At 41.8% G+C, this 26,200-nt stretch carries 19 protein-coding genes and 1 pseudogene; 9 read left to right on the forward strand and 11 right to left on the reverse strand.

Translation table 11 applies throughout. The features are described from left to right. The first annotated feature begins 2 nt into the window (after positions 1 to 2). The 3 genes from Len3610_RS12740 to Len3610_RS12750 are packed head-to-tail and all read left to right on the forward strand — an operon-like array spanning position 3 to position 3,513. A complete protein-coding gene (locus Len3610_RS12740; protein WP_176448281.1) occupies positions 3 to 1,328 on the forward strand; it encodes a 6-phospho-alpha-glucosidase in 1,326 nt (441 codons plus the stop codon). A gap of 31 nt (positions 1,329 to 1,359) precedes the next feature. Then, positions 1,360 to 2,106, forward strand: coding sequence for a chitin disaccharide deacetylase (gene chbG, locus Len3610_RS12745; RefSeq protein WP_176448282.1), 747 nt, complete (start codon positions 1,360 to 1,362; stop codon positions 2,104 to 2,106). 3 nt (positions 2,107 to 2,109) lie between these two features. Continuing rightward, positions 2,110 to 3,513: a PTS transporter subunit EIIC gene (locus Len3610_RS12750; RefSeq protein WP_176448283.1), complete on the forward strand. Its 1,404-nt coding sequence runs from the start codon at positions 2,110 to 2,112 to the stop codon at positions 3,511 to 3,513. 236 nt (positions 3,514 to 3,749) lie between these two features. On the opposite strand, the pseudogene Len3610_RS12755 reads toward Len3610_RS12750, so the two are convergent. After that, positions 3,750 to 7,181 (reverse strand): annotated as a pseudogene (locus Len3610_RS12755) (endo-alpha-N-acetylgalactosaminidase family protein); the annotation flags it as partial. Between the two features lie 126 nt (positions 7,182 to 7,307). On the opposite strand from Len3610_RS12755, the gene Len3610_RS12760 reads away from it, so the two are divergent. Continuing rightward, positions 7,308 to 8,915 carry an IS1634 family transposase gene (locus Len3610_RS12760; RefSeq protein WP_176448285.1) on the forward strand — a complete coding sequence of 536 codons (1,608 nt, stop codon included), beginning with the start codon at positions 7,308 to 7,310 and terminating at the stop codon, positions 8,913 to 8,915. On the opposite strand, the gene Len3610_RS12765 is transcribed toward Len3610_RS12760, so the two are convergent. From Len3610_RS12765 to Len3610_RS12810, 10 genes are all read right to left on the reverse strand, one after another. Further along, positions 8,876 to 9,277 carry a hypothetical protein gene (locus tag Len3610_RS12765; RefSeq protein WP_176448286.1) on the reverse strand — a complete coding sequence of 134 codons (402 nt, stop codon included), beginning with the start codon at positions 9,275 to 9,277 and terminating at the stop codon, positions 8,876 to 8,878. The genes Len3610_RS12760 and Len3610_RS12765 overlap by 40 nt on opposite strands. Positions 9,278 to 9,932: 655 nt before the next feature. Next, a complete protein-coding gene (locus Len3610_RS12770; RefSeq protein ID WP_176448287.1) occupies positions 9,933 to 11,108 on the reverse strand; it encodes an SIS domain-containing protein in 1,176 nt (391 codons plus the stop codon). A 45-nt stretch (positions 11,109 to 11,153) separates the two neighbouring features. Further along, complete coding sequence (locus tag Len3610_RS12775) at positions 11,154 to 12,116, reverse strand: formylglycine-generating enzyme family protein (protein WP_176448288.1); 963 nt, start codon at positions 12,114 to 12,116, stop codon at positions 11,154 to 11,156. Between the two features lie 84 nt (positions 12,117 to 12,200). Then, complete coding sequence (locus tag Len3610_RS12780; protein ID WP_176448289.1) at positions 12,201 to 13,667, reverse strand: arylsulfatase; 1,467 nt, start codon at positions 13,665 to 13,667, stop codon at positions 12,201 to 12,203. 29 nt (positions 13,668 to 13,696) lie between these two features. Then, complete coding sequence (locus tag Len3610_RS12785) at positions 13,697 to 14,626, reverse strand: ROK family protein (RefSeq protein ID WP_176448290.1); 930 nt, start codon at positions 14,624 to 14,626, stop codon at positions 13,697 to 13,699. 111 nt (positions 14,627 to 14,737) lie between these two features. Continuing rightward, positions 14,738 to 14,905 carry a DUF6903 family protein gene (locus tag Len3610_RS12790; protein ID WP_176448291.1) on the reverse strand — a complete coding sequence of 56 codons (168 nt, stop codon included), beginning with the start codon at positions 14,903 to 14,905 and terminating at the stop codon, positions 14,738 to 14,740. Then, entirely contained in the window at positions 14,895 to 17,066 is a 2,172-nt protein-coding gene (gene gnpA / locus Len3610_RS12795) for a 1,3-beta-galactosyl-N-acetylhexosamine phosphorylase (protein WP_176448292.1), read from the reverse strand. Before gnpA ends, Len3610_RS12790 begins: the two co-directional genes overlap by 11 nt. Positions 17,067 to 17,075: 9 nt before the next feature. Continuing rightward, a complete protein-coding gene (locus Len3610_RS12800) occupies positions 17,076 to 17,957 on the reverse strand; it encodes a carbohydrate ABC transporter permease (RefSeq protein ID WP_176448293.1) in 882 nt (293 codons plus the stop codon). A gap of 13 nt (positions 17,958 to 17,970) precedes the next feature. Then, positions 17,971 to 18,861: a carbohydrate ABC transporter permease gene (locus Len3610_RS12805; protein WP_176448294.1), complete on the reverse strand. Its 891-nt coding sequence runs from the start codon at positions 18,859 to 18,861 to the stop codon at positions 17,971 to 17,973. A gap of 141 nt (positions 18,862 to 19,002) precedes the next feature. After that, a complete protein-coding gene (locus tag Len3610_RS12810; RefSeq protein ID WP_176448295.1) occupies positions 19,003 to 20,367 on the reverse strand; it encodes a carbohydrate ABC transporter substrate-binding protein in 1,365 nt (454 codons plus the stop codon). Positions 20,368 to 20,678: 311 nt separating this feature from the next. On the opposite strand from Len3610_RS12810, the gene Len3610_RS12815 reads away from it, so the two are divergent. The 5 genes from Len3610_RS12815 (at position 20,679) to lacA (ending at position 26,195) form a co-directional block, all read left to right on the forward strand. Then, entirely contained in the window at positions 20,679 to 21,491 is an 813-nt protein-coding gene (locus Len3610_RS12815; RefSeq protein ID WP_369693694.1) for an AraC family transcriptional regulator, read from the forward strand. 173 nt (positions 21,492 to 21,664) lie between these two features. Further along, the gene (gene galE / locus Len3610_RS12820; RefSeq protein WP_176448297.1) at positions 21,665 to 22,657 is read left to right on the forward strand and encodes a UDP-glucose 4-epimerase GalE; all 993 of its coding nucleotides are present in this window, start codon (positions 21,665 to 21,667) and stop codon (positions 22,655 to 22,657) included. A 7-nt stretch (positions 22,658 to 22,664) separates the two neighbouring features. After that, the gene (galT, locus tag Len3610_RS12825) at positions 22,665 to 24,170 is read left to right on the forward strand and encodes a UDP-glucose--hexose-1-phosphate uridylyltransferase (RefSeq protein ID WP_176448298.1); all 1,506 of its coding nucleotides are present in this window, start codon (positions 22,665 to 22,667) and stop codon (positions 24,168 to 24,170) included. A gap of 852 nt (positions 24,171 to 25,022) precedes the next feature. Beyond that, entirely contained in the window at positions 25,023 to 25,742 is a 720-nt protein-coding gene (locus tag Len3610_RS12830; protein WP_255259905.1) for a DeoR/GlpR family DNA-binding transcription regulator, read from the forward strand. Between the two features lie 24 nt (positions 25,743 to 25,766). Then, positions 25,767 to 26,195, forward strand: coding sequence for a galactose-6-phosphate isomerase subunit LacA (gene lacA, locus Len3610_RS12835; RefSeq protein ID WP_176448299.1), 429 nt, complete (start codon positions 25,767 to 25,769; stop codon positions 26,193 to 26,195). The last annotated feature ends 5 nt before the right edge of the window (positions 26,196 to 26,200 follow it).

A 26,200-nucleotide genomic window follows, 5' to 3' on the forward strand; every position in this document is an offset into this window, starting at 1 on the left:
ATATGGACAGAAAGAATCTGGTCATCGTCGGCGGTGGCAGCACTTATACACTTGGCATTGTCATGAGCCTGATTGAAGAGAAAGCTAACTTCCCGCTTAAATCAATCACGTTTTATGACATTGACGCCGAACGTCAGGAGAAAATTGCAAAAGCAGCAGCAATCATGCTTGAGGAACATTATCCCGAACTTGAGCAATTTAACTATACAACAGATAAAGCAGCCGCATTCAAAAACATCGACACGGCCTTTATCCAAATCAGAACCGGCGGACTTGCGATGCGTGAGCTTGATGAGCAAATCCCCATCAAACACGGGGCTATTGGCCAGGAAACAAGCGGGGCTGGCGGTATGGCATATGGCCTGCGCTCCATAAAAGACATGACTGAGCTGATTCGGGATATCCGTCAATATTCAAAAGACGCATGGATCCTAAATTACACAAATCCGGCAGCCATTGTGGGACTGGCGCTTAAAAGAGAGTTTCCTGAGGACAATCGGATCTTGAACATTTGTGATATGCCGATAGCCATTATGAAAAGCTATGCAGATCTATTGGATAAAGATGTATGGGAACTTGTACCGGAATATTTCGGTCTGAATCATTTTGGCTGGTTCAGCAAAATTCTTGATGAAGAAGGCAATGACCTAACTCAGGAACTAAAAGGTAAAATCATTAATGGTGACTTTATCCCAACAGATAAAGAAATCGCCAACGATGAATCATGGATACAGACTTTCCGAAAAGCCAGACAAATGCTGATCGACTTCCCGGAATTTTTACCAAATACGTATCTACAGTACTACCTGTACCCGGATGATCTGGCTAAAAAGGAGTCGCCGGATAATACGCGTGCAAGACAAGTGATCAACGGTAGAGAGAAGCGGGTACATGAACTATGCGATCATATTGTTGCACAACAAACAACAAAAGATATCCATGTCGAGTCTGATATTCACGGTGTCTACATGATCCGGGCAGCTGCGTCACTCATATTTAATCTGAAAGAAACGTTCATTGTCATGGTTGAAAATAATGGGGTTATTGCCAACCTACCAAATGATGCACTTGTCGAAGTTCCGGCGATGCTGACCAATAACGGACCAAAAGCATTTGCAGTCGGTGACATCCCGACTTTCTACAAAGGCTTAATCGAAAACCAGCATGCCAGTGAAAAACTTATTGTTGAAGCCTATTACGAGAAAAGCTACACCAAGTTGCAGCAGGCTATGACCCTAAACAGGACGATTGTTCATGCACCAAAGGCCAAAGCAATCCTTGATGACTTAATTGAAGCCAACAAAGATTATTGGCCGGAATTTAAGTGACGTTACATTTTTAAAAAAAGGGAGGGTTACCATGTTAAAACTCATCATCAATGCCGATGATTTCGGTTATTCAAGGGCAGTCAACTACGGCATCATCGACGCGCATACGGAAGGGGTGCTCACATCCACGACATGTTTGACCAATATGCCCGGTGCTGAGCATGCGTATCAGCTTGGCAGAGAACATACACGTCTGGGAATTGGAGTACATCTTACTTTGACATGCGGCAGGCCGCTTCTTGACAACCATCAGACCCTCATTGATGCTGATGGCAATTTTAAAAAACTGCATCATTATGAAGACAAATTTCATATCGATCAGGATGAATTGTATCGGGAATGGAAAGCCCAAATTGAGGCTTTCCTCGATTCCGGGCTGACACCTACCCACTTGGACAGTCATCATCACATCAATAATAGAGCGTCGATACTGCCTGTTTTTATCAGGCTGGCAAAAGAATATGAGCTGCCCGTCCGTAATAATTTTGACCAAAATACAGTCGGAGCCAAACTGGTTACAACTGATAAGTTTGAATATAATCCGGAAATTATGTTAGCGGATACAGAAACAATTTCAGGCCATTTTCAAGGTGTTGAGACGGTTGAAATCATGTGCCATCCGGCATACCTGGACAAATTTCTTATGGAAAATTCCTCGTATGCCATGCCGCGCCTGGAAGAATTGGCATCCATTACACATCCGGAAACGAAAGCAAAACTGGGGGATCAGGGACATTTTGAGTTAATTACATTCAACGATTTAAGGAGAGGTGAATAAGCAATGAGACGTTTCATGCAAAACTTGGGGAAGGCGATGCTCATTCCAATTGTAGCATTGCCTGCTGCCGGTATCCTGTTCCGTATCAGCGCAGAAGACCTGCTTGACTGGCAACTGGTGCAGGCTGCCGGGGCCATTTTCAATAACATGGATATTTTGCTTGCAATTGGTATTGCGATGGGACTTGCCAAAACGAAAGACAGGGGAATCCCCGCGTTAACCGGCTTTTTGGCGATTGCCGTTTTGAATGAAGGACTTTCCATTATGAACCCGGATCTCGACATGAGTGTATTCGGAGGTGTGTTATCCGGACTGATTGCAGCATTCATCTATAACCGCTTTAAAGATACGCGATTACCGAATATCTTTTCCTTCTTTGGCGGTGAGAAATTCCCGATTACGATGATTATCGTGACCATGATACCTGTCACAGGTATTTCGGTGTTATTATGGCCATATGCTCAATCAGCTATTGATTCTCTCGCACAGGGGCTGGTCGGTTTAGGTGCAGCAGGCATTTTCATTTTCGGCTTTCTGAACCGCTTCCTGTTGCCATTCGGATTGCACCACGTGTTGAACACGTATATTTATTTCGGACTCGGGAGCTATGAAACGGCCGGCGGTGAAGTTGTAACCGGTGAAATCACACGTTTCTTGAATGGTGATCCAACTGCAGGTTACTTTTTAGGCGGCTTTTTCGTTGTCATGATCTTTGGTGTTCCGGCTATTGCATTGGCCATTGCCAGAGCTGCTCATAAGAAGAAAAAAGAAGAAACAAAGGCCCTGATGAGTTCAGGAAGTTTAACATCTGTCGTTGCAGGTCTGACTGAACCGATTGAATTTACATTCCTGTTCACATCACCATTACTGTATTTCATTCACTCCGTCTATACAGGTCTCGCCGGGGCGACACTGTATTTAGTGAACGTCCGGCATGGATTTTCCTGGGGCGGAAGTGCGATTGATTACGCATTGAACCTCGGCATTGCCGATAGCGGATGGATGATTATTCCAGTCGGTCTAGCATTCGGCGTCCTTTACTACTTTACATTCTATACACTTATTGTGAAGCGAAACATTAAGGTTGTCGGCCGTGAAGATGACCAAGAATTCAGCGAAGAACGGGAAGAAAAGGAAAAAGACTTGGAACTGAATCATGGCAAGTACGAATATATGGCGAAAAAAGTCCTCCAGAATGCCGGGGGCCAAGACAATCTGGTAGACTATGAAAGCTGCATGACCCGTCTGCGCTTGGTCGTCAAGGATGCATCAGTAGTGGATGAGGAAAAAATCAAACAAACCGGCGCACACGGTGTCGTGAAGGTTGATAATGAACATGTGCAGATTGTTATCGGACCTGAAGTAAGCAATGTTTATCAGGAATTTAAAAAGCAGGTTGAGGGATAATAACTTGATAGGTGACACACTGTTCTTGTGACCACGTAACACAACGAGACTGACCTGGAGTTTTTTCTTCCAGGTCAGTCTCTCTGTAATTGAAAAATGGGCACTCATAGTTCTTGAATTGATTAGATGCCGCTATGTCACCGTCAACAATAGCAGACCAAGATATAGTGCCATTTTTTGCAGAATAGGCTGGTATTGTTGACTCAGATATGAAAACCTTTCCGACCTCTGTAGACTTAGCCCTCACGCCATTCCTCAAGCAAGCTTTCACTTCCGAGCTGAAGAATGGCATGAGCTTCTTCTGTTATAAGCCCGTTTTCTCGCTTATTCGTTAATAAATATCGGAAACTTTCCAAATGCTTCACAGCTTTAACCAATTCTTCTTTCTCTTCAAAGTGGGCTACCGAATCCAAGTGAACTTTAAGTGAACGTACAGTCCCATGGTTTTCAAAGGCGCCATCTTCTTCATATTGGTTCACCATTTCTATCAATTCATTTGAAGTGGAGATAGTCGGCTCTGTAACTTCAATCGTTATGGTTGTTGAAAGCTCGTCATAGCCGTCAACATCCAATTTATAGATGACTTCATATGAGCCTGGTTTTATTGGATCAAAGTCACCCTGATCGATCACAACCTCATTCGTTAAATCATTTTCGTGCGGATCTTCAGCAACGCTGATTAAAGATGTGAAATCCAGATCATCACCAGCCGTTATCGTTGCATCATCAACCTGCAGAACAGGTTCCAGTTTTTCAATGCGAAGATTATCCAGCATAAATGTACCTTCTCCCGTGTCCATATTCAGGCTTGTCCCATCACTGAAAATACCAATATACGTTTGGCCATTTTCAGATCCGTTTACAACAAACTCAGCTGTTTTCGATTCAGTGGATGACGCTAACTGCTCATTCACCTTTAAACCTTCAACATTGTCTATATCGTTTTCATCAATGGCCTCATCACCGGAAATGAAACGATAAGAATCGGCTGTCGTCTGATAATCGAAATTCACTTTATACGATGCACCTGCTTCAAAATGAAAATGTTGTGGAATGGTACGGTATACTAAACCATTATTTCCGTTGTTGACTTTGATAGACCAGTTACCATCAAGTACATCATCGACTACTTTCTTATCTGCCCATCCTTTTTGTGTATACGGTCCATGTCGCTCAGACAAATGAATACGGTTATCTGTTACACCTTGTATATTACCAATGACAAATGGATAGATCCCTTGTACAACATTTTCAAAATCCTGCTCAAAAACGGAATCCGATTTATATTTATGATTATTCAATGATTTTTGCACAATCCGGATATCGTCAAATTTAGTATCGCCTTCTCCGGCTTTTCGACTGAGCGTCAGCTTTGCAGTTTCATCTTTTGCGGTAAAGCTAATCTGCATGCGCTGCATTTTACTGTTATAGCCATCATTGGAAGCATGTGAATCGGCTTGTACATAATTCTTTTGCAAGCTGCGCAATGTGAAATTACTTACATCTTTTTCAGCATCTGTAATCTCCAGAGAAGACTTTAGGTCACTCGCATTTTCTACATAGACCTCTGCGACATAATCTTTGCCTGGCTCCAGGTTTCGCAATGTGCGAGTCACCGAAGTGTCCTCTGAAGGGCTGTTAAAACTCAAGTAGTAGTCTCCACTGCTTAAGTTCCTTGCGTTCTCCTCATTATCAGTACGTTTGACGGTAACTGCATCAGTATCTCCTTCAATTGCAGTAAACTCGTCGTCTAATGAACCTGTATTAAACCCTGCATCATGAACATGATTACCCGTACTCCATTCTTCAATTTGAACAGGATCCTCTTCACTCATCGATACCACATATGGAGTAGCCGGCTCAGCATTCAATGTAATTTGGTTGTCAACTACATCGACCTCTTGTTTGTCGGTTCTGCCTTGGTCAGTCAGCTTGTATACGTTTAAGCTGGAAACACCCTCATATTCATCCGGTAGCGTCCATGTAGATTCCCCGCCATCTAAATTCCAATGATACAATTTTTCCGAATCAGGGGTAGGCGTTTCAAAATCCTGTTCTACCCAAGGAATAAGGTATTTGTTTTCATCAAGTACCACATTGTCGTTCAACGTAATGATACGTTCTCTTGAGTCATCCTTTCTCTCGACAATAACAGTATCTCCGTTACTCGGATCTTCCAGTCTGATTTCTTTTTCCAAATTCGTTTCAGTTGGATCGCCTTCTGCCTTTTTCCACTCCATCACATAATACTTTTGTAAAAATTTAGTCGGTATGTTTGTATTAAATGTTTTTCGAATAAAGTAATCAAAGTTTTTATCAGATTGCCAGCCTTCAAATCCGGCTAGTTCAAATCCGCCCAGCAACGGATGATCGGCAGTTCCGCCTTCTTCCGGCCAGTTGAGCACCCATGAATCTTTTTGGTGATTGCTGATAAAACGAAGAACTTCAGAGTTGATCCCTTTATTCTCCGGTCCGCCATAATTTTTATCGGTAGCCCAATGCTGCCATGTTGAATAATTCGAAACAGAAGTACCAAATTCAGTCGTCATTCTCCAGCCGCGATCCATAATTTGTTCAGCTATCCGATCAGATTCCCACTGATCCTGGTACCATACATCCAAGTAAATGAAATCAAGCTCCGGTGCTGCTTCTTTTAAAGCGTCTAAACGTTCAGCACGCGCTCCGGAATATAAATCCTTTAGTTTATCAATCGTATATGACTGATCCAGCCATCCCCACCCTTGAGCATCGGGGCTATTAATCAAATCTTCACTAAATGCATCTGCTTCCGGATAGGACTCCTGAGCATTTATATGAACACCAAATTCTGTGTTAAAACGATGTCCTTGTTCAATAAGTGTATTCAAATCATCAGCGCCACCCATACGCTCTCCAACATCGCCGTAGTCAGGGTGTGCACTGTCATGACCTTCATTACCATACCCTTTTAATAAAACAGCCTGTCCCAATCCGTCTGTGGCAAGAGCTACTTTCTTTACATTATCCAACGTTTTCAGAAATGGCTGCTGTGCCTGAGAGCCGAAATTCATCGCAATCCGTGTTCCAACGGTATTATTCACATTTTCATAATCCTTAATATCTTGCATAATATCACGGTATTCAATAGCCGCATCCTGCCAATTGATCGCATTGTCATCATTCGTGTCTTCTGCGATGGCAATTTTAATTGTTGGTGTATTCGATGATGGTTCAGGCATAAAATCTCGATGATAATATAATTTACTTGATCCTATCCCCATCGCTTTAACATCATTGTCATTTAAATAACGATTGGCAATCAAATTTCCGTATCCATCCACTTCTGAACTTGACCAGACTCCTGCACTCAGCTCATCATTTGATAGAAATGCAGTGTAATAACTTTCGGATGTGCCAATACCGTCCATAGATGAATCTACCTCGACAGTTGTATCACCTGGCTGGGTAACATCACTGCTCAGATTGGTCAGTTTAGCAGTTGCGTTTTCATCATCACTATTTACCGAAATAAAATTCATGTCAGCAAACTGCAGTGATTCAATATTTGCACTTGAGTCATTGGTGATTTCATCAAACTTGTACACAACCTGATTTTCGTTAACTCTAAGCGAAAGTTTTAATTCCGCATCTAAATCCTCCATAACATCCGTGACGGAGAGCGTGTAAATCCTGGATTCCCGCCATAACATAACGATAAATCAGGTGAAAATCCGATAATGTTGGGCTTCATGCCCATTTTTTATTGTTTTTATACTCGTTATGTGTTACAATATACATAACGAGGAGGCGGAAAAATGGCTATCGTCTATCAAACAGATAAGCGTTCAGGGATTACCTATGCGTATGAGTCCATTTCATACTGGGACAAAGACAAGCGCCAATCCCGATCCAAAAGGACCTTAATCGGACGGGTGGACAGTAAAACCGGAAAAATTGTCCCGACAGACGGCAGAGGACGGAAAAATAAAGAGGCGCATACCGTGGCAAAGAGAGGTCCTGTTCCATCTGTGCAAACGTCACGTTATTTTTACGGCGCTACTTATCTTCTGGATCAAATCGGTGCCAATACCGGGGTTACAGAAGACCTAAAAGCGTGTTTTCCCGACAAGTATCGCCAGATTCTATCCATCGCATACTATCTGGTCCTGGAGGACAGCGCTCCGCTCTACCGTTTTGAAAAATGGAGTCATTTACATAAACATCCTTACGGTCAAAACATCACGTCTCAGCGAAGCAGCGACCTGTTCGCGTCCATCACCGAAGACGCGAAATATAAGTTCTTCCAGCTGCAGGGAAAACGGCGGACGGAAAAGGAATTTTGGGCCTATGATATCACCACCATATCCAGCCAGTCCGAACTTTTGAGACAGGTCCAATACGGCTGGAATAAAGAAAACGATCCACTGCCTCAGCTAAACCTGGCGTTGGTGTTCGGCGAAACATCCAACCTGCCGTTTTATTATCGCAAACTGGCCGGTAATATCCCGGATTCCAAGACCGTCAGAAAACTGCTTGCCGATTTGGATATGCTTGGCTTCTCCAAGGTGAAGCTGGTCATGGACAGAGGCTTCTACAGTCAGGAAAATATCAACGCTTTGTTGAAAAACCATCTGAAGTTCCTGGTCTCCGTTAAAATGTCTCTTACTTTCGTCCGGAAAGAACTGGATGCCATCTATGACGGCTTTCGATCGTTTGAACACTACAGTGAGAAATACGAGTTATATGCCCGCACGGTCCGGACAACGTGGCATTATACGCAGCAACGTCCTTATAAAGGAGACGCCCTGACACAGTCCAGGCGTATGTACATTCACTTTTATTACAATATTGACCGGGCCGCGGAGGATGAAAAAGCATTTGACCGCAAGTTAATCAACCTGCGTCGTGAATTGGAATCAGGGAAAAGGCTCCCGGAACATGAAAAGCAGTATCAAACGTATTTTGAGACAAAAACCACCCCGAAACGCGGGACAAAAGTCACCGTCAAAGAAGAGGCTGTCAACAAAGCCAAGCGATATTTTGGATATTTTGCGCTGATGACCAATGAAACGATGGGCGCCATCGCTGCATTGGAGCTTTACCGCAATAAGGACGTTGTTGAAAAAGCGTTCGGGAATCTGAAGGAACGGCTGAACATGCGCCGCACACTGGTATCATCCGAACAGAGTCTTGATGGGAAACTTTTTGTGGAGTTGTGGCGCTCATCTTATTCTTCTTATATCAAAAAACAAATGCAAGATACCGATTTATTAAAAAAATATACGTTACAGAAGCGTGCTGATCAACTGGATGTTATAGAATACTTTGAAGCGCCAGGGAAAGAACCGCGTATTGGCGAACTTCTTAGCAAGCAAAAAGAGATTTATGGAAAATTAGGTGTTACCCCGCCTACCTCGTTATGAGTAGGCGGGAATCCAGGGTAAATGGCTTCACTGTCATTCACTTTTTCAAATTCTACATCCGGATAATAAAGCTCATTGTTTATATAGAGGCCATATACAGACTTTTCCTGACCGCGCATTATCTTCCCATCAACATCGTATTTCATTATACGCGGAAATACCTCATCAATCTCAATACTCATAAAGTCTGACGATAATGTATTACTTACCGGATCTGTATCTGGAGGCGAAACTTGTTCGGAATTTTCGTCTGCTGCCTTAACGTTATAGGGTGAAAAAACATTTGCCACAATTAACAAAATGGTAAGGGTAGTCATAACAAAAACAGCTGTAAATGGTTTCGTTAAATAATCGCTTTTCAATTTTTAAACCTCCTTTAAATCTTTAAGTTGTTACTCTAATAAACTTAGTTACACCCCTCTCTATTATGAATATAATTGGAGAAACTAGGTTTTGATTATAACTACACGACTTTTCACAAAATGTTCCACAAACATAAATTTATGTCAAAGTCGCCACCAATCAAAACCTTATCAATAAGTTAAACGATATAAAACGCTTTCACAATGCTAATTATTGTCTTATTTTTTAGCTGTATTGTTATTTTTTATAACCTTCAGACTATTTTGTTAAAAAATGGGACCTTAGTCTATATCGAAGTCTAGGCAGATGGGTTCACGTTGCATTCATTACAAACACAGAGTCTATCAACGATGTCAGAACCTGCCTGAGCAAAAAACATGTGTTGAAAATTAGCATTGAATACATCACCGGTCTGAATCTTTTGCAAATTTATGAGGTAATATATGGTGGAGCTGGTTGTTTAAAGAATTGTTAGTTAGGGAGATGTTCGATTTATTATGAGATTAGTGATTCACGAATCATAATAGGGGCGACAGCTTGCTGTACCAGCCTCGGTACTGCAGCTATTTTCGCCCCCTTTCCTAAAGCATTTATTTACGAATATTTTGTTCATAGCAGAGTCGGTGGCTATACGGCTCTTATGCCAATAATGAATCAAGTTTCAAATGGATAGATTGTCACACCTTTTACAACACGATTGATTACACCATCCGGGCTTGGGTTGTCCGGGGAAAGGCCAACATGCAGTGATTTTTTCATCGCAAATGTCTGGGCGAATGCAATATACTGCAAGGCCAGATACATGTCATTTTCAAAATCCTCGCCTTCTGGATTGACCGTAATTACCCAGTCGGCAAGTGCTGCGACAGTGTCATCCGATTTCTCCGTCAATGCAATGACCTTCATGCCTGAATCATCCGCAGCTAGCTCACGCAATATATCCATATCATATTTTCGCGTATACGGGTCTTCTGACATAAATAGAACTGCCACAGATTTTTTGTTTATAACTGATTTCGGTCCATGACGGAATCCAAGTGAGGACTCATGCATCGCCATAACCCTGCCGGCTGTCAGTTCGAGCATTTTCAGGGCGCCTTCACGGGATAGTTCACTCAAAAGCCCCGAGCCCAAATAGATGACGCGTTCAAACGGGAATGTGAGAATATCTTCGATACGATCTGTAATGGAATCAAGCAGGACACTGGTGTTTTGGATCGATTGGTTCACTTTATTTTCCGAAAGCGGCTGCTCTGAAAAAAGGGCGAACGACGCCAAGACCATGGATGAAAAACTGCTTGTCATAGCTAGACTTTTGTCATTTGATTTTTTGGGCATGAGAAGTGTGATACTATTATCGTCGCTCTGGATGTTTTGAGCTAGCTGTCCTTCTTCGTTACAGGTGATTACCACCTGATAAAACTCATCAATAATTTGCTCGCCTAACGCTACCGACGCAACACTTTCCGGACTGTTGCCAGACCGGGCATACGAGACCATAATCGTGGGCACATCCTTAAACAAATAACTTTCCGGGTTGGATACAATGTCGGTTGTAGCAATCGCTTCAAACTTTATCTTTCCCTGGTACTGCCTGTTTAACTCCGTAACAAGTGTATTCCCGGCAAAAGCTGATGTGCCTGCGCCTGTTAGAATAACTCGAACACTTTCATGTTTAGCAAAAATCGACTTCACAAAACCTCGCAGTCTACCTTGCTCTCGCTCAATCATCTTGATTGTTTCGTGCCATACCTCCGGCTGCTGATAAATTTCAGAAGCTGTATGGATTGTCTGTTTTTCATGTAATTCACCGCTCGACAAGTTAAACATTTTAATACTCAGCCTCCCATTCTTTGTATTTCAAATGAACAATGTCTATGTCAGTCTATCCACGACACACCTAAACCCTGTGTTACCACCCGAACTGTCAGGAGTATTGGCAGTTCGTGCTGCTACGCGGTAACGGTTGCAATACGAAAAATGACACAAATAAGATCCACCCCGCAGCACACGTGTTTCGCCTGATTCCGGACAAACTGAATTATCACTTCCTCCACGCTGGCTGATATGTTTAGTGAACCAATCCGAACACCATTCCCACACATTCCCTGCTACATTATACAAGCCAAACGAATTGGGCGGAAAAGACTTGGAAGGAGCCGTTCCCGTATAACCGTCTTCCGCCGTATTTTGATAAGGAAATTTCCCTTGCCAAATATTACAATAATGCTCCCCGTTTGGTGTGAGTTTATCTCCCCATGGATATTTTTTTTGCTGCAAACCACCTCGAGCAGCATACTCCCATTCTGCTTCAGTGGGAAGCCTTTTTCCTGCCCATTTACAAAATACCTGTGCATCATTCCAGGAAACATGGATGACAGGATGATCCATTCGTCCCTGAATTGTAGAATCAGGACCTTCCGGATGATACCAGGTTGCCCCTTCAACAACCCACCACCAAGGGGTTTGGAGCACACGTTGGCTAACACTTTTTGCTATTTCCGAGCTTAGGAACTGATAAAAAACAAACGACCAGCCAAATTGCTCCGCTTCCGTGACATAACCAGTGGCATCAACAAATGTCGCAAACTCCTCATTCGTCACGGTATAAGCATCCATATAAAAAGAGTCGACATTGATCTCCTGAATAGGTCCTTCCCCATCTGACGGAAATCCATCTTGATCTGTAGTACCCATTAGGAACGTATTTCCCGGGATATAAATCAACTTATCCCTGAATAACGTCCTTCCCCTCTTTTGATGTGAAGGAGCCAAATGATGATCGACATTATTCTGGTTTAACCTTTGATTCCTTGCAGCAACACAACAACTTGACATCTTAACACACTTCCTCCCGGGCAAATTGTTGGATAAATTCCTATCAAGTGCCAGGCCAGTATCGCAAAAGCTCTTAGGCTACTGTCAATTCCATTCGTCCAACTGAACTTGCGTCGCTTTTGCCGTTTTACCAGGGATCAAATTTTCACCATCTGTATAGCCTTCATCTCTTCCCGACAGTTCGTCGATAAGCTGTTCTCTTCTATGGCGCAAACGATCGTGATAGTTGGCTTTTAGTGCTAGGTTTTGTTTTTCTTCCGGATCCTCCCACAAATCGAAAAACTGTTCCACACCAGATTGCGAAAACCAAATATATTTTTCTTTTCCATCCGTTATATAATGGTACGAAGCTTTACCAAATTCATGTTCACCATGGATATAATCCCGCCAGGACATTTCACTCTCGTCCTTACATAATGGTATCACACTCTCTCCATCAACCGAATCGGGGGGATCCACCCCGGCTGCATCGAGTAGTGTCGGCATGATATCACGCATCTCCACGACTTTATCAACAATCGTATTCTTTTTTAAATGGAGCTGGTTACCTGGATCAGCCACAATAAACGGTACCTTCGCACTCCCCTCATATGGCAATGACTTGCGATAAAGGTGATGATCACCCATCAGTTCACCATGATCTGATGTAAACAAAATCATGGTATTATCATATACACCATACTCACGCATTGCTTGCAAAAAACGTCCTATCTGATGATCGATATGCGTGATCAATGCATAATAAGCTGCTTGTGCACGACGGTGTCGTTGTGAAGGTACGATGCCCTTTGAGGTGGCCGGATCCAATCCAGCTCGAGTCTTATCCTTTGTTTCAGCCCATTCCCCAACAGGCGCATCAGGCAGCTCCATATCCTTGTACATATCAAAAAATGCTTGAGGCGGATCCAATGGAGGGTGCGGCCGTACAAATGACATTTTTAAAAAAAATGGTTTTGACGGATCCCGACGCCGTAAAAAGTCAATAGACTGCGCAGCCACCCAATTAGTAGGGTGAAACGTCTCTGGTAAATGCCAAGGACGGGTAACCGTTGACGAATTACAATCAAGCCCAAGGTCTAGAAAATCAACCTCCAACCCCTGCTTCTCGCGCAGCCAATTCAAATAATCATCGGTTTGCTCCTGTGATTCCATTGTTGTCGTCTTATGTTTAAAACGGTTGTAGTGCATGTAGCCATCATGCAGGACAACATTATGAAACCCACATAAGTTTCGGGCTGGATAAACATGCATCTTCCCCACACTTTGTGTATGATACCCGGCTTTAGCCAGTTCACCTGCAATAGTGTGTTCATACCTCCATGGAATCTCTTCCTCATAGCCAGTCCGACCCGTCGAGACTTGTGACATGCCAGTCATGACGGATGCTCGCGCAGGAACACAAGACGGTGTCGCAGAATAGGCATACTGAAACAATACACCATCTCTTGCCAGTTGATCCAAATTAGGTGTATCTACAACAGGATGGTTTAGATAACTTAAGCAATCCCACCGTATTTGATCAACCATAACTAATAGAACATTTGGCTTCATTTGGGACCACTCCCACTCTATATTTCATTTTAAAATGTGTCTTGAAATGCTTCCTCTCTATTTTCCAGTGCTCGAAGCCCGGCGCCGATAATCCCTTGCTCATTTCCCATATAGCTGACTTCCATGTGGTCAAGTATATGCGTCTGTTCGTCGAGAAGCCATTCTTCCAACTTTGTCTTAACCATTGTCAGTAAAACAGGATTTTGCGAGACAACACTTCCACCAAACACAATCTTATGCGGATCTAAAAGGCTATTGATTGTATAGATGCCTTGAGCCAGACTCGCAGCTATATCCTTAATCAGCATTTGAGCGATTGAATCGTCATCATCAAATGCTTTGAATACTTCTTTTGCCGTCATATCAGATCGCCCGTATAGGTCGTTTGAGTGTTTCGCAATAGCCGGACCGGAAGCAGTCATTTCCAAACGCCTTAATGTGTTTTCCGGAAAGCGCGTATAAACCGGTATTAATCCCGCTTCACCAGCAAAACCAGCTCCCCTCATAAATTCTCCATCTTGAATAATCGCACTCGAAATCCCTGTACTGATTGTCATGTAAACGAACAATTCATCTTGTTTAAGCTGAGCTTTCTTCCATTCTGCAAAAGCAGCCATATGCACATCGTTATCAATGGCCACGTGCTCCAACTCAAATGCTTCACGAATCCGGCGGATAAAAGGAAAATTATTCCATGGTAAGTTATTTTGAAAAATAGCAATCCCTTTTTCACGATCAACTTTACCAGGAACACCTGCCCCAAGACTATGAATATCACAAATTGGGATACTCGAATGATCCAACAGCTTTTCTATACATAGCACCACCTGTGCAAACATATTTTCTCTGTCGAAGGAGTCACTTTTTACCGTTTCCTGCTGTATAACATCCCCATTTTGATTAACGATGCCGCTAGCAATTGTAGTTCCCCCGATGTCCACACCAATCGCATATTTCATTGTTATTGCCTCCTGCATCTGCTCCCAAACTTATGAACCTGAGATATGGCTATCATTGAATTCATCCCATTTTCACTTTGATACAATTTATACGAACTACTGGTTGTGAAACTATACAAACTTCCGATTGTAATTCCATAATAAAAATAAAAGACCGGCAAGACCAATTAATTGAAGAAGCAGATAGATTTTGCCAACCGTTTGTTGACCATAGACGATCAAAAACATGCAGAAAAGAAAAAAGATGATTTTCAAAACACGGAATACCTTATCTTTCATCCCGTATCTCCTCCCAAATAATATCACTTGGATTTAGCCTTAATTTGTGAACAGTACCATTCCCATCATATACATTCGTTTCCTGCGGGCTGCTTGAATTATTGACGACTGCATATTTTCCAATGCCTGGATATGCATGAACCTCACAGTGTATATTGGAAGCTTGCCATTTGTTGAATTCACTTTCTTTTCCTGCCGCATAGAATAACGCACGCATTAACAATCGCGTATTTTCATGGCTGTATGGAAGTCCAGCCATATAGATGCCTCTTCCTTTGCCGAAGGGTGTACTGGACAACTGAATACTACCATCACTGTATTCAATAATTTCCGTATCTTCTCCGAGTGCGTGAACGTTCTTGCTTCCTTCGCCATAATCATAAGTGCTCAAATCCTCAGCCAGAAAATGTGAATCTACCGGGTTGGTAAAATACTTATTAGTCGATAATCCAAATCCCAACTCTTTATCCACTCCGAGTACATTAGCTAATTGAAAATAACGGCCCTCATGGTGCACAGCCGATGGTTCACCAATCCCAATAAAACCACCGCCATGATAAACCCATTCGCGTATCGCAGAAACCAGGTTCGGGTCTTTCCATTTGTCACCTCCTGAAAAGGCAGTACCCGCATCACCGACATTAATGATGACATCTACATCATTCGGAACCCCGTTTTCAATCACATCGTCAAAACTAATGAATGCCACATCTGCAGCTGCTCCGCTCAAAGCTTCGACAATGCCATAATAAGAATAGGTTTGCTGATAATACTTTCCATGGGCTACAATATGTGTTTGCCAAGTCCGGAGTTTCCCCCAGGAATTCAAAATAGCAACCTTGACCCCAGTATATGGATCAGCATCTTTTATCGTTTGGTAAATTTCCCGAAACTCATCCGTTACGTTTTCAACATAATCAATAAACTCTGGAAATTTATATGGCAAACTTGGATAACCCCCATAGCCGATCCGATCCACCGGTTTGCGCATAATCGCTCTTCTCGCGGTCAGCCAATTTTCATTCGCCTCAACCACAGGATCGTTCCCCTCATAAAATGTATCAGGAAAGAAGTAAGGAAGAAATCGGCCCTCGGTATAGCTGACATGCGGAATATCTGAAATAAGACGTAATGTTGTGCCATCACCGACACTGCCAACAACCGCATCGATACCTGTTTCTTTAAAATAGTTTCCATACGGCTCCGTTCCTATCCAGTTGTCCCCCAGAAACATCATGGCTTCCTTGTCATATCCATGAACGATATCAACTAACGTTTTCACTTCACGTGCTACAAATTGTTGAATAAAATCAATGTAATCCAAATAAGCTTTGGACGGTACCCGGAATGACGTGTTGTAATAGCCCTGATCCACAAAATCTTCCGGCCGGAGCTTGTAGCCTTTTTCATTTTCAAAAGCTTCCATAGCAGCAACGGATACACTCGCCCCGTAACCAAACCAATCAACGAATTTTTCTTTACCTAAATGATTAAAAATTAACGTGAAATGATAGAAAAACGTAGTAAATCGAACCACATCGGTATCCGGATTATCACGAAGCCATTTTTTTAAATAGTCTTTTATAAATTGATTAGAATTAGGCTGACGCGCATCAAACGGAATTTCATGCGGTTTATCCCCCCAATTATTGGTGATGTGATTATACATTTGAGTCGGATCCCATTTCATATATGCCAGAAAGGATACAGTGTACTCATGCCAAGGCTCTGCATCATAAACTATCACCTCGTTGACACCCTGATCGACATCCCAGTGAACGGCGTCAACCACCTTTCCAGTTGTTCGATCAATGACTTCCCACCACGTTTTAGGATCGTTCCGGTAATCAGGTTCTATTTGATCTTCAAAATAACCTTGCATAATACGAATCTTCAAATTTGCTTCGGTAGCTGTGTTGTAAGAAGACATCAGATAGATTTGCTGTGTCTCTTCCGGATGTTTATACGCAAACTCATTCTGTCCTCGAGCTACGAAATATGTTGTATAAATTTTTGCATTCAATTGCTTCATTTCCGCCTCCATGGTTGTCCCGTCACTGTCACGCAGTGCATCGGCACCCCAACGTTCCATTAATTCCCTGGTTTCTTGCAAGAAATTTTCTTCAATAGGAAGCGTAACACGTCCTGTTGATTTTTCCATTTCTGTCACCTATCCTTTCACTCCACCTACAGTCATTCCTTCTGTTAAACGCTTTTGGACGATAATATACAAAATCAATGTCGGGAGCATTACAATCACCATTCCGGCATACATGGGGCCATAATTGACGGCCGCTCGCTCGGCAGCCAGAAGATTCAACAAACCCACTGGTAATGTTTTGTTGTCTCCCGGCATAATCGTGAGTGCCAAAAGATATTCATTCCAAAACAATAAAAAGTTAAATAAGATGACAATCACTATACTAGGCATTGCCATCGGCAGCATGACCGAAAACATCGTCCGAAAATAACCTGCCCCATCAATATTAGCTGCTTCTTCAAAATCAGACGGCAAGGTTTCAAAGTAACTCGACAATAAAAATATTGTAAAAGGCAATGCAGTCGATGCATAAATCAATGCCAAAATGACCCTATTATCCAAAAAGAAACCCTGTCCGATTAAAGTTTGCAATACATTATCCCAACCGAGCAGCATTAAAAAGATTGGAACTGCGATATAACTGACATTAATAAATAAACCTGCCTTGACAAATGAATTAAGCAGACCACTGCCAAAAAACTTGAATCTGGACAAAACATAAGCAGCCGGCAATGCAATAACGAGCAAAAACAATAACGCCAATGATGTAACCATCACAGAGTTAAAGAGATACTGCCCCATGTTTGCTTCGATGAATGCCTCCACAAAGTTTTGGAAGTGGAAACCATCTGGTAAGGCCCATGGATTCCCGTAAAATTCGGAGTTTTCCTTTATTGACGCCAAAAACACCCATCCTACCGGAACAATAATCGAAATGGCAAGTCCGGCCAACGCGATATAGATAAATAGTTTAAACAGTTTAGCTGTACTCATACGATTGGACTTCTTCATTCACTGCACCTCCTTAGTACTCCAGAACATCTCGCTTCGTAATTCGGCTGACAATAGCAGCAAGGAGGAATGAGAAAGTAAATACAATAACACCTATAGCCATTCCATAGCCGTAAGTCGAATTCCCATATGCCTGGTCATACATATAGGAAAGAAAAACTTCTGTTGAACCACTCGGGCCACCGCCAGTCATGGCCGTTACCAGCAAAAAACTCAGATTAATCGTACTGATAATATAAAAAGCTAAGGTTGTACGAATATTATTCCAGATTAACGGAAGCGTGATAGCCGTAAATTGTTTAATCTTACCCGCTCCTTCTAACGAGGCTGCTTCGTAATAACTGGCTGGAATACTTGCCATACTGGACATATACATGACCATATAATAACCAATAGCTTGCCACACCAGCGCTCCCGCTATACTGTAGATAACGATGTCTTGATTTCCCAGCCACATTTGCTGCCAGTTCTCTAAACTTACAATACCAAGGATACTGTTGAGCAATCCGCTTTCAGGGTCATAAATCGCGGAAAATATACCAGCAATGACAACAATAGAAAGGATATTAGGGATATAAAAGACAACCCGAAAAAAATTATTCCCTATCAACTGTTCCCGCGTTAATACGGCAGCAAAGAAAACCGCAAAAAATAGCGTTATTATGGCTACCAGGACAATCAGCAAAATCGTATTTTGGAACGACTGAATAAAATCCATATCATTCCATAAAATTTTAAAGTTATCCAAACCAACAAATTGCTGAGAACCGGAAAGGCCGCCCCATCGATAAAGTGACATTCTAAACACTTCAAATGTCGGTACAACCATAAATAAAATAAACAATAAAATTGCAGGTGAAATACACACCGTAATGAAAATGTTTCTGGAAACTTTTTTACTCAAGTCGTTCACCTCTCTTAAAAACACGCCTCACATGACAACTGGTATTCGAATCCAGCCGGTGTTCATGAAACAAAACGGCGAGTCAATTGAGCGGACTCGCGGTTTTGTTTTGTATGATCTTTATCCATTTAATTATTCTATTTATTGCATTTCAGGCCTTAACTGATCAGATGCTTCTTGTACAGTTGCCTGCCATTCTTCATAAGTCATTTCGCCATTGACAACACTATCGATACTTCCGTACAACGCATCACTTATGCTCACACCGGGCACAGGATTTGTTGACGCAAATGTACCCATTGCCGGAAGAACATCTTCATCGTAAATACTGTAAAATTCTTTCTGTTGACCTTCCATTTTTTCAGTCATTCCTTCGATAGGCTGTACGGCACCGGCTTCAAGGAACGTGTCGGCTGCTTCATCTGAATACATATAAGCAATAAATTCTTTGGCAGCTTCTGTATTTTCAGCTTCAGCTGGGACCCACATTTGTTCAAAGAAAGTAAATGTATAACGTTCTCCTTCACCGCTTTCAAACGCAGGTATTGACGTCATGCCCCATTCAAAATTATCGGATCTCGGTGCCTCGGCCATTTCCTCAACAACCCATGCGCCGTTCGGCATAAACAATGCTTCATTATCTAAAATCAACTGCTGATTTTTGGTGAAGTCATTTGGATTGGCATTTGCCACTGTATTTGGATGCGTGTACTCAGCTAATTGCTCAACCGTTTGCAGCACCCGTTCAGCTTCTTCCGTTTCCCAAACACCTTCTTCATAAGTCATCGCGGAATTAAAGAAATCAGCACCACCTGAAGCATACAGCATCGAACCGATGAATGTGTCAAAATAACCGGCTATTGGGTATGTGAACAGTGACATATCTTGTTCAGTAGCTTGATCGCCAAGCTCCCACATGTCATCCCACGTTTCAGGTACTTCCCATCCCTGTTCGTCAAACAAACCGGCGTTATAAAACATGCCTGATGGGCTGTAGAACATTGGCGCCATGTACATTTCACCGTCACCGTAAGGGTTTGTCGCCAATGTATCACTAAATCCTTCCAGAAGCTTATCTTTTACTGCTACATCTTCACCTGGAATCGTCATATCCAAGACGTCGGTAATATTTTCGAGTCCATTTTCTTTGATCATCGTCTCTGTGAGTGCTTCTTCTCGATCAGTTGCCAATAAAAAGACATCAGGATAATCTCCGGCCTGCATTTGTGGACGAATAACTTCTTCCAGATTTTTTTCAATCGTTAACTCAATCGAGACATTTTCTTTAATAGCTTCATAGTCTTCAATAATATTTCGCCACATTTCTTCCCCATAAGCTGATTCAAGGGCAGCTACATGCAATGTCACATCCTCATCCGCTGTTGAATTGTCGTCTCCATTACCCTGGCCTTCGCTGTCGCCATCAGCTTCCTCACCACTGCAAGCAGCTAGTCCAAAAGTCAGTATCATAATAAATCCGACAAATAATAGATGCTTTAATTTCATCTTGACTCCCCCTTGGGTTTATTAAGTTCACTTTGATTATATATTCAAGTAAAACGCTTTCACAATCGAGATGTTGTTAATTATTTTAGAAATATTGCTCTTTTATTTGTAAAATTCGTATAAAAAATCTGTTAAAAAACGCAGACTCCTTGGCATTCACGAAATCCCACTTCTAAATTCTCTGATACAAAGGAAGTTGCTTTTTTAATTTCAGGTCGATAAAATTGGTTTAACAGAGTTGAGAAAAATTAAGGCTGGTGAGTCCAATGTCATATGAATTATATAAAATGAATAATCACTTCACGAGAAATATGCCTTTCAAACTCCTGTATGTTACACACTCAGAATATGACAAAGGATGGCACAGCACCTCGCATACGCACCATTTCACCGAGCTTTTTTACATTGTAAAAGGAAAAGGAGCCTTTGTGCTCACGGATTATGATGTACCGGTTCAGGAAAATGATCTGGTCATTATCAACCCCCATATTGAACATACTGAACGATCGAATAAACATGATTCGTTAGAGTATATTGCTTTAGGTATTGAGGGGCTGTCCTTCTGGCTAACGGAAGAAAAAAATGAACCAATCGGGCTTTATACATATCAGGGCGAACGCAATGATATCCTATTTTACCTGAATAAACTATTGGAAGAAGTACAACAAAGCAATGATGATTATGAGGTCATTTGCCAAAATATCATTGAAATTCTCATTGTCAAATTATGGCGTGAGCGGAAGATAACCATAGAGAAAACCAAGCCCAAAGAACTTAATAAAACGACGGCTTTCGTCAAACATTATTTAAATCAAAATTTCCGCAATGATATTACACTCGACATGCTTGCAACGGCAGGTCATATTAACAAGTATTATTTAGCGCACACTTTTAAAAAAGATATGGGTATATCACCGATTGAATATTTAAATCGTATTAGGATCAAGGAAGCAAAAACACTTCTCGAAACAACCGATTATTCCATCGCAGATATTGCAGAGATTAATGGTTTCTCCTCTCTATCATTTTTCTCACAAGCTTTTAAACGGGAGACATCCTTTGCACCTTCTGCTTATCGAAAAGAAGTACGTGAGCGCGATAAAAAATTTAGTGAAACAACGTAATAAGCTGTGAAATTACGAAATCCGGCCGGACATATATAGTCCCGATTCTGAGAAAAAACCCGGCTGCCACCTAGTTTTTTCCGAGGTCAGAGGGCGGAAGTCAGACTCGGGGAAATCGGCGAACTAGCCGATTTCTAAATATAACTGATCCACCATTAAAAGGAGTGTTCTGAATGAGCATATTGGTATTAGGAGGGGCAGGCTATATTGGATCACACGCTGTCTATCAATTAATCAATCAGCAAAATGATGTTGTGGTGGTAGATAACCTGCAAACTGGTCATCGGGAGGCCATCCATCCCGAAGCTACTTTTTATAAAGGCGATATACGCAACATTGTTTTTCTCCGGTATGTTTTTAAGAAAGAATCTATTGATGCAGTTATTCATTTTGCCGCCAATTCACTTGTCGGAGAATCGATGAAGAAGCCTCTCGCTTATTTTGATAATAATGTCTATGGTACCCAAGTGATTTTGCAAGCCATGACTGAATTCAATGTTAAACATATCGTGTTCTCATCAACGGCAGCCGTCTATGGAAATCCTGCACAAGTACCGATTGCAGAAACGTCAGATCCAAATCCAACGAATACATATGGAGAAACCAAATACATCGTGGAAAAAATGATGTACTGGATGAATCAGGCTCATGACATCAAGTATGTCTCACTCCGTTATTTTAATGTAGCGGGAGCACTACATTCAGGTGAAATCGGCGAAGATCATAGGCCAGAAACACATTTAATTCCAATTATTTTACAAACAGCACTCGGTCAGCATGATCATATTACCATTTTTGGTGAAGACTACGACACACCGGACGGCTCCCCGATTCGGGATTATATACATGTCGATGATTTGATACAGGCCCATCTCCAGGCACTCGATTATTTACAACACGGCGGCGCAAGCGATGTATTTAATCTAGGTAGCAGCGAGGGGTTTTCAGTAAAAGAAATGATTAAGTCAGCCCGCAAAGTCACAGGCGCACCAATACTGGTTGAATCCGGTCCGCGCCGTGACGGGGATCCAAGTGTACTGATTGCGTCTTCTGACAAAGCGCAAAAGGTGCTTGGCTGGCATCCATCCCGCATATCGATTGAAACAATCATAAAGGATGCCTGGAACTGGCATCGTACACATCCAGACGGATACGGAAGGGAGTAAACGTAAAATGGGCATTTATACTGACCTAACCAACTTAATGGAAAAATCGATTGAAGCAAAGCTTATCGTGAAACGTGACCGTATCTACGTATGGAATCGAGTTCTGCACTTACTTGGATTGGATGCGGCACCCCTCGGCGATTCTGAATTTGATCATAAATCGGAGAAGCCATCAACAGAATTGGAAATCCCTGACATATTGGGGCGTTTAATTGATGATGCCGTATTACGCGGTACAATAGGAAATGTACTGGAGGATAAAGAAGCCCTCACAGCTAACATCATGGATTGTTTTTTACCGCAGCCTTCAGTGATAGAAGGGGAGTTTTGGCAAAAGTATAACCAATCGCCCAAAGAAGCTACAGACTATTTCTATCAATTAAGTCAAAACAGCAATTACATCCAGGTAAGTCGCATTCGAAAAAATATTCACTTTAAAGTAGAAACAGCCTATGGTGTCATGGATATCACGGTCAATCTGTCCAAACCCGAAAAAGATCCGGAACAAATACGGCGCGAACGCCAAAGAAAGCAAGACATCGGTTATCCGCAATGTGTGCTTTGTAAAGAAAACGAGGGCTATGACGGTCGAACCGGTCATCCGGCAAGGGCGAACCATCGTATCATTCGAGTCCCCCTCTTGGGTGAGGATTGGTTTTTACAGTACTCCCCATATGTGTATTATAACGAGCACAGTATTGTTTTATCCGAAGAACACAGACCTATGAAAATAAGCCAAACAACGTTTGAACGACTGCTGGCTTTTACCGATAAATTCCCACATTACTTTATCGGTTCAAATGCCGACTTGCCCATCGTCGGGGGATCTATTCTAAGTCATGACCATTACCAGGCCGGACGGTATGAGTTTCCAATGACACAGGCTGATGATACCTTTACCTTTGAATTAAACCATTTCCGAAATGTATCCTTCTCTGTTTTGAAATGGCCGATGACAGTGATCCGCTTGCGTTCACATTCTAGAGATGAAATAGTCCGTGCTGCAGACCATATACGCACGACATGGAAAACGTATCAAGATGAAGAAGCTGACATTAGAGCCTTCAGCGGTAAAACACCGCACAATACGATAACACCCATTGCCCGAATACGCGAAGAGCTATATGAATTGGATCTTGTTCTCCGCAATAATCGAACCAGTGACAAACATCCAAGAGGGATTTTTCACCCGCATGAAGACGTCCAACACATCAAAAAAGAAAACATTGGTCTCATCGAAGTAATGGGGCTTGCCGTCTTACCGGGCCGGCTTAAAGACGAACTAGAGGAAATCAAGCAATATCTCCTTGGTCATAAAAATGATGTTCCAACTCTTCACAATAACTGGGCAGATTCGTTAAAAGATCGTTACGGGGACATTAGGGGGGATAAGGAAGCCGAAACGACTTTGAAGAAGGAACTTGGACAAAAGTTTGCCAGGGTACTGGAAGACGCTAGTGTATTCAAAGAAAGAAAGGAAATGGAACGGTTTATTGAGGTGTTAAATTTGTAGCGTTATGGCATTTAAGCAGGGTTTATATTTTGGTCCATCTATAAAATAACCAATTATCATCCCGTCTAAAAATGAATGAGAAATCACATACATGAATATAAGGATTTAACAACGATAGCTTATTCGAAAGCATATGCTTCAGAATAGGCTATCAACCTGTTTCATCCATGTTTCCTTTCTTCAGAAGGCTCCTAAAATACTCAGTCTATCCATACAGCCACTTATGGTCGTTTCAGCCATTCCCATTAATTAATTACACTTCTTGATTTAAAAAGTCATCATTACACTCACCTTTGTACTCATCAAGGTGCGTAGATTTGCCTGAAAACCGTAGACCACAACCATCCTATTTATTTATATCAACATGCACCCCGGTTTTTTAAGTTCTCCGAAATAGTTCTCCTTCATTCCGGAGTGGGTTGTATTCTTCCATATGATCAAGGCTGATGGCAGGTTATTCACGTTCGCGCCCGCTCGAAATAACCACAAAATGCCTGGACGCCTGCAACTCAGCAATAGCGTCTTTCCTGGATTCCTGCAGCTACTTATCGCTATCAAGAAGCTTGCCGTCTGTATCAGAAAAGACAGTTTTTTTGTGTTTGTATGTCCCCCCTTTTCATCAATGGTCTTCAGCTATTTTAAATCCTTTCGACGTTGAACGTTCTTACTTAATCAACTAAAAGCATGGCCTGGCGTTTGTTCTTTTTCTTGATGATTTGTGAAAAAAAAATGAAATATAAACTTTTCTATTGTCAAGTAAACGTTTGCAGTATATAATAACAATTGAGAACAAAAACAAACATTTTCAAACATTGGAGGTGAGTAAAACTGAAAGAAAGCAGACAAGATGAAATCCTTGAATTAATAAACGAAAAAGGGTTTATCAACGTTAACGATACAGCAGAATTACTGAATGTCACAAACATGACAATCAGAAGAGATTTGCTGGAACTCGAAAAGCAAGGTGAAGTCGTCAGGATTCATGGCGGGGCCAAACAAAAAACAAAAGATGATTATATCGAATTGTCCCACTTAGAGAAAGAAACGTTAAACGTTAACGGAAAAAAACACGTTGCCAAGAAGGCGGCAGAATTAATAGAAGAAAATGATACTGTTTTCATAGGCCCTGGTACGACCACTGAGTTTATTCACGAGTACATTAATCTGGACTCTGCAACCATTATTACTAACTCCATATCTATTTTTAATACTTTTCAAGACAAGGAAATGTTTGATGTTGTTCTAATTGGCGGCAGACTACGGGAACGAACGAAAACATTTGTGGGTTACTTTACGAGTAATTGGATAAAAGACATTAAAGTCCAAAAGTCTTTCATTGGCACAAATGGAATTTTTGAAAACAATATAACGACTGCTGACGAAGAAGAAGGTGCACTACAACGAACCATTATAGGAAACTCGCATCAAAATTATATTGTGAGTGACAGCAGTAAGTTTGGTGTTGAAGCTTTCCAGATTATTTGTTCAATTGATGATGTGACAGGCATCATTACAGATAAAAAAGTTTCAAAAGAAGTTGAAGATTATTATAAAGGTAAGTTAATCAATTAAGCAGACACCGAGGAGGTTTTTAACATGAAAATTGCTATAGGCAGTGATGTTAATGGACTCACATTAAAAAATCACTTGAAATCACATTTGGAAAACATGGATTATGATGTCTTAAATGTAACTTCAAACGAGGAATATGACCTTTTTGATGCAGCAACAAACGTTTCGAAGGCGATCACAGATGAAGAAGCGGATCGAGGAATTGTAATTGATGCGTATGGGGTCGGATCGTCAATTGTTGCCAATAAATATGAAGGTATCATTTGCGCAAACGTTGCTGATGAGCATTCGGCCAAAATGACAGTAGCCCATAACAACTCATCAATCATAACACTTGGTTCTGAAATTATCGGGGAAATACTGGCAGCAAAAATATGCGAGGCTTTTGTTAAAGCTGATTATGATGGAGGACGCCACCAAATCAGAGTAGATATGGTAAATAAAATGTGCTAAGGAGT

It is taken from the genome of Lentibacillus sp. CBA3610 (assembly GCF_013373365.1).
Lineage (GTDB): Bacteria > Bacillota > Bacilli > Bacillales > Amphibacillaceae > Lentibacillus.